Below are 12,871 nucleotides of genomic sequence, written 5' to 3' on the forward strand. Positions count from 1 at the left end.
TTTCGGATTGCTAACTACTGGCGGGTACCGCCGGGCCTGCTCACAATGGGTTCCAAATGAACGACGATGAGCTCACCAGCATCAGCGCCCGCCTGGAGCGCACCAACGAGCTGCTCCAGCGCATGCTCGCCGAGGTCGCGAAGACCCCGTCCACGCATGCCATCTTCGTCGACGCCGGTTACGTCTATGCTGCGGCCGGGTTGCTTGTGGCCGGAACCGAGGACCGGCGCAATTTCGATCTCGACGCCGAGGGGCTCATCGAGGCGTTCATCGACAAGGCCCGCACGATCTTCGCGGACAGCCGGCTGCTGCGCGTCTACTGGTACGACGGCGCCAGGCGCCGCATCCACACGTCCGAGCAGCAGTCCATAGCCGAGCTCCCCGACGTCAAGGTCCGGCTCGGCAACCTCAACGCGAACAACCAGCAGAAGGGCGTCGACTCCCTCATCCGCTCCGACCTGGAGTCGCTCGCCCGCCACCGGGCGATCAGCGACGCCGCACTCGTCGGCGGCGACGAGGACCTGGTCTCCGCCGTCGAGGCCGCCCAGGGGTACGGGGCGCGGGTGCATCTGTGGGGGATCGAGGCGGCCGACGGCCGCAACCAGGCGGAGCCGCTGCTCTGGGAGGTCGACAGCCAGCGCACCTTCGACCTCGACTTCTGCCGGCCGTACGTCACCCGGCGACCCGTCACCACGTACGAGGACGACAAGCCTCCGCCGTCCCGCGAGGACGTCCGCTTCGTCGGCGCGCAGATCGCGGCGACCTGGCTCGCCGAGCGCGGGAGGGCGCCGATGGCCGAGCTGCTGCCCGGGCATCCGTATCTGCCGGGCCCGGTCGACCAGGATCTGCTCATCGAGGCGGAGAAGCTGCTGCAGCACTCACTGCGCGGATACGCGCACCTGCGGCGTGCCCTGCGCGACGGGTTCTGGCAGCACCTCCAGGGTCAGTACTGACACCAGAAGGCGGTGAGCGCGTCGGCCGTCTCCGCCGGCCGGTCCGTGTTGGGCGAATGCTCCGCGCCCGCGATCACCGTGCGATGCGCGCCGAGCCGTACCGCCATGTCGTCGAGCTCCGGTAGGGGCCAGGTGTCGTCGCGCTCGCCCGACACGACGAGCTTGGGCAGCGGTACGGTGGCGAGTTCGTCGACGCGGTCCGGCTCCACGGTCAGCCGGCGTCCTGTGGCGAGGAGCTGGGACGGGTTGTGCCGCAGCCAGCGCCGCCGCAGGTCCTCACCGTCGGTCTCGGCCTCCTCCGGAGGATCCAGCGCGCGCATCGCCTCCCAGACCTCTGCCATGCTCAGGGTGACGAGGGCGTCGCTCAACAGCTTGACCTTGCTGCGCTGGCCGGGGCTGATCCGGGCGGGCCCCGACGAGATCAGGGTGAGCGTGGCGAACGGCTGCGCATCGGTGAGCACCGCGGCGCGGGCGATCTGTCCGCCGAGCGAGTGGCCGACGAGATGCACGGGTCCGCCGAGCGCGTCGGCCTGTGCGAGCACGTCGCGTGCCAACTCGTCCTGGGCGTACGCCTCCTGGGACTCGGGACCGTCGCTCTCGTACTGCCCGCGGCCGTCGACCGCGACGGCCCGGTACCCGGCGGCGGTCAGCGGCTCCAGCATCGCGATGAAGTCCTCCTTGCTCCCGGTGTAGCCCGGCAGGAGCATCGCGGTGCCCTTCACCTCCCTCCCTCCGTCCGGCAGGGCGTCCAGCACGGCGAAAGCGCCGCGCGAGGTCTCGAGCATCCGGGCACGGGCGCAGGCGGGGGGCACGAAGGTGGGCGGCCGACTCATGCGGACGAGGCTACCGACCCCGAAGTCCCGTCCAGCGCCTCGGGCGGCCCAGCGCGCCTGTTGCGGGCACGGGCGGGCGCACGCGGCGGAACCGCAGAGACCGGACAGGGCCCCGCCCTTCCCGGCGGCATCGACTGCGGCTCCGCCGCGCGGGCACAGCCCCAGGCCGTCCGGGGCTGAGGGACGGTGCCACCGGCGCCGGATGCGCGCGAGGGCCCGCACCTCGGGGTGCGGGCCCTCGTGGGGCAGGCGGAGCCGACGGTCGATCAGGCTTCCGGCTGGGTCGCGGCCTTCGAGCGTGTGCGGCGGCGGCGCGGCTTGGCGGGCTCCTCCGCGACGGCCGCCTCGACCGGAGTGGCCTCCGCGGCAGGCGCGGCGGCCGTGGAGCGCGTGCGGCGGCGGCGCGGCGTGGCGGGCACGTCCGCGACCGGCTCGGCAGCAGGGGCCTCAACGGCGACGGGAGCCTCGGCCACACCCGCACCGGCACCCGCACGGGTGCGGCGGCGACGGCGCGGCGTACGCGGGGCGTCGTCGGCCTCGGCGGGCTCCACGGCCTCGGCCGGCGCCGTCGGCGCCGCCTCGTCCAGCGACGTACCGCCGCGCGTACGGCGCCGCTGGCGCGGCGTGCGCGTACGAGCCGGAGGCTCCTCCGTCTTCGTACGCGACCCGGAACGCGACCCGCGGCCACCCGTCTCGCCGAGGTCCTCCAGCTCCTCCGCCTCGAGACCGGCGCGGGTGCGCTCGGCGCGCGGGAGGACGCCCTTCGTTCCGCCGGGGATGCCGAGCTCCTCGAAGAGGTGCTGCGACGTGGAGTACGTCTCGACCGGGTCGTTGAAATTCAGGTCCAGCGCCTTGTTGATGAGCTGCCAGCGCGGGATGTCGTCCCAGTCGACCAGCGTCACGGCCGTGCCGGACGCGCCCGCGCGGCCGGTGCGGCCGATGCGGTGGAGGTACGTCTTCTCGTCCTCCGGCGACTGGTAGTTGATGACGTGCGTGACGCCCTCGACGTCGATGCCGCGCGCGGCGACGTCGGTGCACACCAGCACATCGACCTTGCCGTTGCGGAACGCGCGCAGCGCCTGCTCGCGCGCGCCCTGGCCCAGGTCGCCGTGGACGGCGCCGGACGCGAAGCCGCGCTGGGCGAGCTGGTCCGCGATGTCCGCCGCCGTGCGCTTCGTACGGCAGAAGATCATCGCAAGACCACGGCCATCGGCCTGCAGAATGCGCGAGACCATCTCCGGCTTGTCCATGGAGTGGGCGCGGTAGACGCGCTGTGTGATGTTCGCGACGGTCGCGCCCTGGTCGTCCGGCGCGGTCGCGCGGATGTGCGTGGGCTGCGACATGTAGCGACGCGCGAGACCGATGACCGCGCCCGGCATAGTCGCCGAGAACAGCATGGTCTGGCGCTTGGCCGGCAGCAGCTGGATGATCTTCTCGACGTCGGGCAGGAAGCCCAGGTCGAGCATCTCGTCGGCCTCGTCGAGGACGAGCGCGCGCACGTGCGACAGGTCCAGCTTCCGCTGGCCCGCCAGGTCCAGGAGGCGTCCGGGCGTGCCGACGATGACGTCGACACCCTTCTTGAGCGCCTCGACCTGCGGCTCGTAGGCACGGCCGCCGTAGATCGCGAGAACGCGGACGTTACGCACCTTGCCGGCGGTCAGCAGGTCGTTGGTGACCTGCGTGCACAGCTCGCGGGTGGGAACGACGACGAGCGCCTGCGGGGCTTCGGTGAGCTGCTCGGGCTTGGCCCGGCCCGCCTCGACGTCCGCGGGGACGGTGACGCGCTCCAGCAGCGGAAGGCCGAAACCGAGGGTCTTGCCGGTGCCGGTCTTGGCCTGGCCGATGACGTCCGTGCCCGCGAGCGCGACAGGGAGCGTCATCTCCTGGATGGGAAAGGGGGTGATGATGCCGACGGCCTCAAGGGCCTCGGCGGTCTCGGGAAGGATCCCGAGCTCTCGGAATGTCATAGCCTGCGTAGTCAGGGTGTTGCCTCTTCTGTGAGACGCGGCGCGAGGCGAACGCTGGGGGTCCAACCGCTCCTGGGAACTGGACCGGCCGTGGGTTGGCCGGAAGGCGCGGGACCACTGCCGTCGCTCGAGCGCTCGTGCCGCTGAGGGGTCCCTCATGTGGCGAAGTGCGCACAGAGGGCTGTCGGGTCGGAGCCGATCGGGCCACCGACCGGGCATCCTCATTCAGACGCCCGCCGAGATATCCGGCAGGCTTAATACCACTGTACCCCGGAATCGCGCATGTGTGTTGGGCGAATTCCCGGGAACCGCGTCGCGGCGGGTGCTGACCAGGGCCTTCCGCCGCCGGGACGGCGGGCTATTGTGCGCTTCATGGAGACGCCTGACAACGCCATCGCACCGGCGAACGACACCGCCGAAGAACCCACCGGGATCGCCGCCCAGGACTGGGCCGCGGCCTCCGCCGACCACCAGTACCGCGCCGCGGTCGTGGATCTTCTGGGCGCCCTCGCGTACGGCGAACTGGCGGCCTTCGAGCGGCTCGCCGAGGACGCGAAGCTCGCACCGTCGCTCGCCGACAAGGCGGAGCTGGCGAAGATGGCCTCCGCCGAGTTCCACCACTTCGAGCAGCTGCGGGACCGGCTCGCCGCGATCGACGTCGAGCCGACCACGGCGATGGAGCCGTTCGCGGCGGCGCTGGACGAGTTCCACCGCCTGACCGCGCCGTCGGACTGGCTGGAGGGCCTGGTCAAGGCGTACGTCGGCGACTCGATCGCCAGCGACTTCTACCGCGAGGTCGCGGTCCGGCTGGACTCGGACACCCGCAAGCTGGTGCTGGCGGTGCTCGACGACACCGGCCACGGCAACTTCGCGGTCGAGAAGGTGCGCGCCGCGATCGAGGCGGACCCGCGGGTCGGCGGACGGCTCGCGCTGTGGGCGCGCCGGCTGATGGGCGAGGCGCTGTCGCAGGCGCAGCGGGTCGTCGCGGCGCGGGACGCGCTCTCCACGATGCTCGTCGGCGGGGTCGCGGACGGCTTCGACCTGGCGGCGGTCGGCGAGATGTTCGCCCGGATCACGAAGGCGCACACCAAGCGGATGGCCGCGCTGGGACTCGCGTCCTGAACCGTGCGTGCTCGCGCGCGTGTGTCGGTACGCAGATGACGAGGGAGGGGGTCCGTGTCAGGCCGCGGCTGATCGCCGCAGTCGGCGGGCCCTCGGACGGATCAGCAGCGACAGCGTGACGCCCGCGACGAACAGCGCGCCCAGCAGGGTGCCGAGGAGATAACCGGGCCCCAGTGCCGAGTGCGTCAGATACGCCCCGAAGAGAGCGCCGAGCGTGCCGGTGACATACACCACGCGCGGTGCGGGGAGCCGGTCCGGAAGCCGCCGCACAGCTGCCCAGGAGAGAGCGATTCCGAGCAGCAGGGAGCCGAGAGCTTCCAGGATCACCACGGATCACCTCACGGACGCCGGGCGGGCAGATCGGGTCGTAGCCCGTCCTACCCGAAGCCGCCGGAACGCAATCCTCCACGTTCCCGGCAGCGACACGGAGACGGAGACCGACCCGGAGACGGACACGGGCAGGTACACGAGGAAGGGCCCGGCGGGAAACCCCGCCGGGCCCTTCCTCGTGTCGAAGCGCGACTGAAGAGACTCCTAGAGCGCGCCGAAGCCGACGCGGCGCGTGGCCGGCTCGCCGATCTCGATGTACGCGATCCGGTCGGCCGGTACGAGCACCTTGCGGCCCTTGTCGTCCGTCAGGCTGAGCACCTGCGACTTGCCGCCCAGCGCGTCGGCCACTGCCTGCTCGACCTCCTCGGCGGTCTGGGCGCTCTCCAGAACGATCTCCCGGGGCGCGTGCTGCACGCCGATCTTGACCTCCACGGCTATGTCCCTCCGAACGGTCAGCGATGCGCGGTCAGCCGCGCCGTACGCTGCACACATTAGCCCGGTGAGGGGACGCGCCACGGCCCAGCCGTGCACGCCCGCAGCGAACACCGTCCGCGCCCGTGGCGAACAGGCGCCGCGCGCGGCCGCTCAGTGCCCTTCGCTGCCGTGCAGCGGGAAACCGGCGATGCCCCGCCACGCCAGTGACGTCAGCAGCTGCACCGCCGTGTCCCGCGGGATCGCCGACCCGCTCGACAGCCAGTACCGCGCCACCACCTGCGAGACCCCGCCGAGCCCCACGGCCAGGAGCATGGACTCGTCCTTGGACAGCCCGGTGTCCTCGGCGATGACGTCCGAGATCGCCTCCGCGCACTGCAGCTCCACCCGCTCCACGCGCTCGCGCACGGCCGGCTCGTTCGTCAGGTCCGACTCGAAGACCAGGCGGAAAGCGCCGCCCTCGTCCTCCACGTACGCGAAGTAGGCGTCCATCGTCGCCGCGACGCGCTGCTTGTTGTCCGTCGTCGACGCCAGCGCACCCCGCACGGCCTGCAGCAGCGCCTCGCAGTGCTGGTCCAGCAGCGCCAGATAGAGCTCCAGCTTCCCGGGGAAGTGCTGGTAAAGGACCGGCTTGCTGACCCCGGCCCGCTCCGCGATGTCGTCCATCGCCGCCGAGTGGTAGCCCTGGGCGACGAAGACTTCCTGGGCCGCGCCCAGCAACTGGTTGCGTCGGGCGCGGCGCGGCAGGCGCGTGCCTCGCGGGCGCGCCGCCTCTGTCTGCTCGATGGCTGTCACGCCGCCTCCCACGTTCGATGTCACATGCACAGTGTCCTGTGCCGCGGTCCGTGCCCCGCGGTCGCCATCGTACTTTTGGGTAACCGTGGTGTGCGCGGTGCGAGCGCAGAATTTCACGTACCGGACGACCGCGGTAGCCGGGGGTGCTCGGTAGACCGAACAATTCAGCGGTAGTCGTCCTCGTCGAGTGCGACCACGCGCGCCTGTTCCGCGGTATCCGCCTCGTTGGCCTCGTTCGAGCCGATCCGCTTCAGCGGCTCGTCCTTCCGCTGCTGCAGCTCCGTGTGCTGTTCGGCGGCATCGGCCTCGGGGACCTCCTGATCGAGTTCCGCGAGCTCGTCGACAGCAATACCTTGGCCCTGATCGTCTTCCGAGAAGGTTTCCGGGTCCGTCGGATCGACAGCCATCTGGATCCCTTTCCTGTGCTTTTCCGTGCAGCAGGGGCCGGGGCGTCTGCCCTTGTCCTACGAGCGTAGGAGTTCCGTCTGCCCAGCGCTATGCGGCATCCGCCGGACTTCGCGCCGCCCGGCGCGCTGTGTGCCGCACACACCGCGCTGAGTGCCGCACGGGGTGCGCGGCGCGCCGTCGGTGGGGGCACCGTGGGCCATGCGGAGGCCTGCGCGGTGTGTGACTGCGAACACAGGATTTGCCGCGTGATCGTCTCGTAACATTGCCCCATGTCTTGGACCGAGCTGCCGGAAACCCGCGCCGCCGCACCGGCTCCGCGGGTTCGTGCCGTCCGGGTCGCGGAGGGGGAGGAGCTGCGCCGCGTCGCGCTGCCCGGGCTGACGCTCACCGTGCGTGCCCGGCCCCCGGCCCGCACCGGACTGCCTCCCGCGCTGTACGTCCACGGCCTCGGCGGCTCGTCGCAGAACTGGACCGTGCTGATGCACGAGCTCGAGGACCGGGTGGACGGTGAGGCCGTCGACCTGCCCGGCTTCGGGGACTCCCCGCCGCCGGACGACGGCAACTACTCGGTGACGGGGCACGCCCGGGCCGTCATCCGCATGCTCGACGCCGGCGGCCGCGGCCCCGTCCATCTCATCGGGAACTCGCTCGGTGGTGCCGTCTGCACGCGCGTCGCGGCCGTCCGTCCCGACCTCGTCCGCACCTTGACCCTCATCTCCCCGGCCCTGCCCGAGCTCCGTGTCCAGCGCTCCGCCTGGTCCACCGCGCTGCTCGCGGCGCCGGGCGCCGCCCGGCTGTTCACCCGGCTGACGAAGGACTGGACGGCGGAGATGCGGGTCCGCGGAGTGGTGGCGCTCTGCTACGGAGACCCCGGCAACGTCACCGATGAGGGCCTCCGCCACGCCGTGGAGGAGATGGAGCGGCGGCTCGAACTGCCGTACTTCTGGGATGCGATGGCGCGCAGCACCCGCGGGATCGTGGATGCCTATACGCTCGGCGGGCAGCACGGACTGTGGCGGCAGGCGGAGCGCGTACTCGCGCCGACCCTGCTGGTGTACGGCTGCCGGGACCAGCTCGTCTCGTACCGGATGGCGCGCAAGGCGGCCCAGGCATTCCGGGACTCCCGACTGCTGACCCTCCCGGACGCCGGGCACGTGGCCATGATGGAGTATCCGGAGACGGTCGCCGAGGCCGTACGGGAACTGCTCGACGACGACAGCGGTAGGAGCTGATCCGGGGCGTGGGACGACACAGCCGCAAGGGCCCCGCACCCAAGGCCGCCGACAACAGCAACGCCGACACCAACAAGGGGACGGGTACGACGACGACCGTTCCGGCGTCCCCGACGGCGACGTCCACGGGCACGGGCCGGCGCAGGCGTTCCGGCCCCGCCGATCCTGAGCAGCACCCGGACGCCGCGGGCTACGGCACACCCGCACACGGGACGCCCATGTACGGCACCCCGGCGCACGGGACGCCCGCGTACGGAACGCAGGGGTACGGATCCCAGGACTACGGCACCCCGGCCCATGGCACTCCTGCGTACGGCACCCCGGCGCGCGGTGTGCCGCAGGTGCGCGGTGGTCATCCCGAACAGCGGGAGCCCGGCGGCGGCTGGGGAGCGTCGCAGAGCGGTGGCCGCTACGGCGACTGGCAGGGCGTCCCGCGTGGCCAGACCATGACCACGACGGGGCAGCACCCCGTGGTCCCCTCGCAGGGACGGCAGGGCCCGCCGATCGGCGCAGGTGCCCGCATCCCCGGCCCGCGGCGGGAGTTCGTCGAGGCCTTCGACGAACCCGAGCGGCAGCAGGAGGCGCGGAAGGCTGCTTCCGCGGCTCCGCCGCACACCGAATCGCCCGACTCCGACTCCGACGCGGCCGCCGACGCGGCCGCCCCGGCCAAGCCAGCCAAGGGCCGTACGTTCACCGGGATCGCGGCGGCAGCCGTCACCACCGTCCTCGCGGTCGTCGTCGCCGGGCAGGTCACCGACACCGGTCCGGAGGCGATCGGCTCGAAGGCCGCGGGCGAGGCGGACCGGGGGAGTGAGGACGGTTCCGCGTCCCGCTCGGACAATCGACTCGACCCGCCGCAGGAGGCCGCACCGCAGGCGCCGGCCGCCCCGCCCACGTACGCGGAGCTGATGGCCGGCCAGTTCCCGCTCGACCCCGGGCTCAAGGGCTCCGGTGAGTTCGAGGCGGTGGCGGGCTTCGACAAGGCGCCGGGCAAGGGGCAGAGGATCCGCTACCGGATCGACGTCGAGAAGGGCCTCGGCCTGGACGGCAAGCTCTTCGCGCAGGCCGTCCAGCAGACGCTCAACGACGACCGGAGCTGGGCGCACAACGGCGCCATGACCTTCGAGCGCATCTCCTCCGGCGAGCCCGAGTTCGTGATCACCCTGGCCAGCCCGGGGACCACGGCGACCTGGTGCGCCAAGTCCGGACTGGACACCACCGTCGACAACGTCTCCTGCGACTCCGCCTCCACCGAGCGCGTGATGATCAACGCCTTCCGCTGGGCGCAGGGTGCGGAGACGTACGGCGCCAAGGCGATGCTGGCGTACCGTCAGATGCTGATCAACCACGAGGTGGGCCACCGGCTCGGGCACAGCCACGTGAACTGCCGCACGCCCGGCGCGCTCGCCCCCGTGATGCAGCAGCAGACCAAGTCGCTCGACGTCAACGGCGTCCAGTGCCGCCCGAACCCCTGGGTGCATCCGGGCGACGACTGAGTGCGCCGGCCGACGACCGGGCCGGGCCTGGCCCCCGGGTGGCGACTGACGGAGCGTGACGAGATCCCACCGTAGCGCGACCGAACGCTACGGTGCCGGGAAAGTTACGTGCATTCACCCCTTCCAGTGGCGCGACGGACAACCGTCCATCGCGCCACCGGCATATCCGCATAACGTCGTCCCGCCGCGAGCCGCCGGACCAGAGGCGGCCGCCCACAAGGGAGATCGGGGGTGCGCTCGTGCGGATCGGACTGCTTACGGATGGTGGTTATCCGTATGCGACGGGTGAGTCCAGGCTCTGGTGCGACCGGCTCGTGCGCGGGCTCACGCAGCACGAATTCGACGTCTACGCGCTCAGCCGCAGCGCCCAGCAGGAGGACTGCGGCTGGATCGCGCTGCCACCGCAGGTGCAGCGGGTGCACACCGCGCCCCTCTGGGCGCCCGAGGACGACGGCCGCAGCCATGCCCGGCGCGAGCGGAAGCGGTTCGCCGGGCACTTCAGGGAGCTGGCGGCGGCGGTGTGCGGCAGCGACGAGGGCCGCCTCGACCGTTTCGCCGACGGGCTGTACGGACTTGCCGAGCTGGCGAGCGAGCACGGCGGGATGTATGCCGCGCTGCGCTCCGAACTCGCCGTGCGCATCCTGGAGTCCGCCTGCCGCGCACCCGGCGCACGCCGCGCGCTGCACAGCACGACGGTGCCCGACTACCTGGCCTTCGCGGACCAGTTGGAGCGTGCGCTGCGGCCTCTGTCGCTCGACTGGTACGGGAGCGACTCGCTGGGTGCGGTCGACCTGTGCCATGCCGCGTCCGGCGGATCCGCCGCGCTGCCCGGGCTGTTGGCCAAACGCTTCTTCGCAGTGCCGCTGCTGGTCACGGAGTACGGGGTGCAGCTACGGGCGCACTATCTCGCGTCGGGCGACACCGGGGCCGACAGCGCTTCCGACGCGCACAGCCCGTCTGGTTCATCCGGTGGACCCTCCCTCGCTCCGGGGGCTCCCCGGGCTTCCCGGTCACCCGGCGCTTCCGGCTTCGCCAGCGCCGGGGTGCGCGCCCTGCTGGCGGCGTTCCACGGGCTGCTGGCCGCCGAGGTGTACCGGCAGGCGTCCGTCATCACCCCCGGAAACACCCACGCCCGGCGCTGGCAGGAGAAGTGCGGCGCCGACCCCGCGCGGCTGCGCACGGTCTACCCCGGGATGGAGGCGGACCGCTTCGCGGCGGTCGGGGAGGGGGAGTTCGGCGGCGATCCGCACACGCTCGTCTGGGTCGGCCGCATCGAACCCTCCAAGGACCTGATCGCGCTCCTCCACGCCTTCTCCGAGGTACGGAAGGAGGAGCCGGACGCGCGGCTGCGGATCCTGGGCGCGCCCGCGCAGGGCCCCGAGGCCACCGCGTATCTGGCACATTGCCGGGCGCTGGCCGCTCAGCTCTTCCCCGACGAGGCGGCCGACGCGCACGCGGTCGGCGAGAACCCCGTCTCCTTCGAGGAGATCGGCGGTCCCGAGGCGCCGGAACTGGCGGACGCCTACGCCGCCGGGGCCGTGATCGTCCTGTCGAGCGTCGTCGAGGGCTTCCCGATCAGCCTCGTCGAAGCCATGTTCTGCGGGCGCGCGACGGTGTCCACCGACGTCGGCGCCGTCGTCGAAGTCATCGGCGGCACAGGGCTCGTGGTGCCCCCGCGCAATCCGCGGGCGCTTGCCGACGCGTGCCTCGCGCTCCTGCGCGACCCGGAGCGACGCGAGCGGCTCGGCGCCGCGGCGCGGGCGAGGGCGCTCGAACTCTTCACCGTCGAGCAGAATCTCGCGGCATTTCGCGGCATTTACCTGGAGCTCCTCTCGCACAGTCCGCGGATGCGCGACGCCGACGCCGACCCACTCCCCTTCGCCACACCCGCCGAGGCGTACGTCCCGGGCCACTGGACCGGCGCACGGTCCGCCCAGCCCACATGGGCGCAAACCCCCTTGGCCGGCGCGGCCACCCCAGGAGCCCCCGATGCCTGACACCACCGCCGACAGCGACAGAACCGCGGAGACCCCCGGAACCGCGGGGACCCCCAGAACCGCGGAGACCCCCGGAACCGCGGAGACCCCCGGCATCGGGGAGGCCCTCAGAACCGCCGACAGCGCCGGAGCTTCCCGAGGGAAGCCGGTCCCTGACCGCAAGCCGGCCGCCGACCGCAAGCCGGCCGCCGACCGTAGGCCGGCCCCGGTCCGGCGCGGGCCCGCCGACCCCGTGAGGGCGCTCATGCACCGGCACCGCGAGCTGTGCGAGCGCGCCGTCGATCCCCTGGAGATCGCCGCCGGGCTGGAGGCGCACGGAGTGACCGACCGGACCGCCGCGAGGTTCCGGCACCGGGATGTGTTCTCGCTGGCCGAGGAGCTGTATGCGCGCGTGCCGCGCGGGGAGGCAGGCCCGGGCCCCGTGGCGGGCGAAGGGCCCGGGGCGCGCTCCGGCACGCATGCGCTGCCCGCGCGGGCCGTGCTCCCCGCGCTGCTGCCGGGCGCCGTCGCCGTCGCCGCCGCCGTGGCACTCCACTTCACGAGCGGCGGGGCACGGGCCGGCGTCGGTGCGACGGGGGCCGTGGGGCTCGCTGGCGCGCTCGCGTACGGTCTGCGCCGCGGGCCGCTGCGGGTCGCGGGGCGCACGGTGCGGCTCGCGGGTCTGTGGGTGGGCTGGCTGCTCGCCTACGCCGTGGCCGGCGGCGGCCTGCTGCAGCAGCTCGTCGACGGCGGGCCGTACGACACGTGGCCGATGACGCCCGGCCCGCTGGTGGGCCTCGCCCTCGCGGTCCTGCCCGCGGCCTGGAGCGCCCAGCTGTTCTCCGTGCAGGCGCGCCGCAGGCTCGGCGCCAGCCGTGGACTGGAGGAGTTCGCCGCCGGGGTGCGGCCCCTGCTGGTCGCGACCGTCACGCTGTACGCCGTCGCCCTCACCTCCCTCCTGGTGCTCACCGGCCTGGTGCTGACCGTGGACCTCGTGCCCGCCGTCGCCCTCGGACTGCTGCTCTTCCTCGCGCGGCTGCTCACCGTCCACGGATTCCCCGCGTCAGCCGTCATCGGCCTCGCCGCCGCCGCTGCCGTCGAAACGGTCGCCCTGGCCACCGTCCTCGGCGGACGTCTTCCCGGCTGCGCCTTCCTGGCCCGGCCCGTCGAGGCCGCCGTCGTGGCCTGGGGTCCCGGAGCGGTACCGGCTCTGGCCTGCGGCGCCGCCGCCCTGGGGCTGCTGGTCCACGCGACCGCCGCCCTCTCCCGGGCCTCGGCCCACACCACATGAGACCCCACACCGCCACACCCACACCCCCACGCACTC

At 72.7% G+C, this 12,871-nt stretch carries 12 protein-coding genes; 6 read left to right on the forward strand and 6 right to left on the reverse strand.

The features are described 5' to 3' along the window. The first annotated feature begins 56 nt into the window (after positions 1-56). The gene (locus ACWCP0_RS17470) at positions 57-953 is read left to right on the forward strand and encodes an NYN domain-containing protein (RefSeq protein ID WP_451079672.1); all 897 of its coding nucleotides are present in this window, start codon (positions 57-59) and stop codon (positions 951-953) included. Here ACWCP0_RS17470 and ACWCP0_RS17475 read toward each other — a convergent pair. Both ACWCP0_RS17475 and ACWCP0_RS17480 read right to left on the reverse strand, forming a co-directional pair. After that, complete coding sequence (locus ACWCP0_RS17475) at positions 944-1,786, reverse strand: alpha/beta fold hydrolase (RefSeq protein ID WP_451079673.1); 843 nt, start codon at positions 1,784-1,786, stop codon at positions 944-946. The two genes, ACWCP0_RS17470 and ACWCP0_RS17475, sit on opposite strands and share 10 nt — an antisense overlap. 266 nt (positions 1,787-2,052) lie before the next feature. Continuing rightward, positions 2,053-3,753 (reverse strand): DEAD/DEAH box helicase, encoded by a 1,701-nt coding sequence (locus ACWCP0_RS17480; RefSeq protein ID WP_451079674.1) that lies wholly within the window; start codon positions 3,751-3,753, stop codon positions 2,053-2,055. A 372-nt stretch (positions 3,754-4,125) separates the two neighbouring features. Between ACWCP0_RS17480 and ACWCP0_RS17485 the strand changes: the two genes are divergently transcribed. Further along, entirely contained in the window at positions 4,126-4,875 is a 750-nt protein-coding gene (locus ACWCP0_RS17485; RefSeq protein WP_451079675.1) for a ferritin-like fold-containing protein, read from the forward strand. A gap of 57 nt (positions 4,876-4,932) precedes the next feature. Here the strand turns inward: ACWCP0_RS17485 and ACWCP0_RS17490 are convergent, their stop codons facing one another. The 4 genes from ACWCP0_RS17490 to ACWCP0_RS17505 form a co-directional block, all read right to left on the reverse strand. After that, positions 4,933-5,202 carry a hypothetical protein gene (locus tag ACWCP0_RS17490; protein ID WP_451079676.1) on the reverse strand — a complete coding sequence of 90 codons (270 nt, stop codon included), beginning with the start codon at positions 5,200-5,202 and terminating at the stop codon, positions 4,933-4,935. A 207-nt stretch (positions 5,203-5,409) separates the two neighbouring features. Then, positions 5,410-5,637: a DUF3107 domain-containing protein gene (locus ACWCP0_RS17495; protein WP_351226345.1), complete on the reverse strand. Its 228-nt coding sequence runs from the start codon at positions 5,635-5,637 to the stop codon at positions 5,410-5,412. Between the two features lie 153 nt (positions 5,638-5,790). Next, positions 5,791-6,432, reverse strand: a complete 642-nt coding sequence (locus tag ACWCP0_RS17500) for a TetR/AcrR family transcriptional regulator (RefSeq protein ID WP_451079677.1) — start codon at positions 6,430-6,432, stop codon at positions 5,791-5,793. A 164-nt stretch (positions 6,433-6,596) separates the two neighbouring features. After that, on the reverse strand, positions 6,597-6,839 hold the full coding sequence (locus ACWCP0_RS17505; protein WP_451079678.1) for a hypothetical protein: 243 nt from the start codon (positions 6,837-6,839) through the stop codon (positions 6,597-6,599). A 270-nt stretch (positions 6,840-7,109) separates the two neighbouring features. Here ACWCP0_RS17505 and ACWCP0_RS17510 point away from each other — a divergent pair, with 270 nt between their 5' ends. The 4 genes from ACWCP0_RS17510 to ACWCP0_RS17525 all read left to right on the forward strand — a co-directional run bounded on the left by ACWCP0_RS17510 (position 7,110) and on the right by ACWCP0_RS17525 (position 12,835). Continuing rightward, positions 7,110-8,072 carry an alpha/beta fold hydrolase gene (locus tag ACWCP0_RS17510; RefSeq protein WP_451079679.1) on the forward strand — a complete coding sequence of 321 codons (963 nt, stop codon included), beginning with the start codon at positions 7,110-7,112 and terminating at the stop codon, positions 8,070-8,072. An 8-nt stretch (positions 8,073-8,080) separates the two neighbouring features. Further along, positions 8,081-9,568: a DUF3152 domain-containing protein gene (locus tag ACWCP0_RS17515; protein WP_451079680.1), complete on the forward strand. Its 1,488-nt coding sequence runs from the start codon at positions 8,081-8,083 to the stop codon at positions 9,566-9,568. A 239-nt stretch (positions 9,569-9,807) separates the two neighbouring features. After that, positions 9,808-11,565 carry a DUF3492 domain-containing protein gene (locus ACWCP0_RS17520; RefSeq protein WP_451079681.1) on the forward strand — a complete coding sequence of 586 codons (1,758 nt, stop codon included), beginning with the start codon at positions 9,808-9,810 and terminating at the stop codon, positions 11,563-11,565. Next, a complete protein-coding gene (locus ACWCP0_RS17525) occupies positions 11,558-12,835 on the forward strand; it encodes a hypothetical protein (protein ID WP_451079682.1) in 1,278 nt (425 codons plus the stop codon). Before ACWCP0_RS17520 ends, ACWCP0_RS17525 begins: the two co-directional genes overlap by 8 nt. Positions 12,836-12,871 lie beyond the last annotated feature (36 nt).

This window comes from Streptomyces sp. NPDC001970 (assembly GCF_053594115.1).

What these genes read in the sequence shown, in the direction of transcription:
- ACWCP0_RS17470 (WP_451079672.1), top strand. Translation starts at nt 57, where the DNA reads ATGAACGACGATGAGCTCACCAGCATCAGCGCCCGCCTGGAGCGCACC.
- ACWCP0_RS17475 (WP_451079673.1), bottom strand. Translation starts at nt 1,786, where the DNA reads ATGAGTCGGCCGCCCACCTTCGTGCCCCCCGCCTGCGCCCGTGCCCGG.
- ACWCP0_RS17480 (WP_451079674.1), bottom strand. Translation starts at nt 3,753, where the DNA reads ATGACATTCCGAGAGCTCGGGATCCTTCCCGAGACCGCCGAGGCCCTT.
- ACWCP0_RS17485 (WP_451079675.1), top strand. Translation starts at nt 4,126, where the DNA reads ATGGAGACGCCTGACAACGCCATCGCACCGGCGAACGACACCGCCGAA.
- ACWCP0_RS17505 (WP_451079678.1), bottom strand. Translation starts at nt 6,839, where the DNA reads ATGGCTGTCGATCCGACGGACCCGGAAACCTTCTCGGAAGACGATCAG.
- ACWCP0_RS17510 (WP_451079679.1), top strand. Translation starts at nt 7,110, where the DNA reads ATGTCTTGGACCGAGCTGCCGGAAACCCGCGCCGCCGCACCGGCTCCG.
- ACWCP0_RS17525 (WP_451079682.1), top strand. Translation starts at nt 11,558, where the DNA reads ATGCCTGACACCACCGCCGACAGCGACAGAACCGCGGAGACCCCCGGA.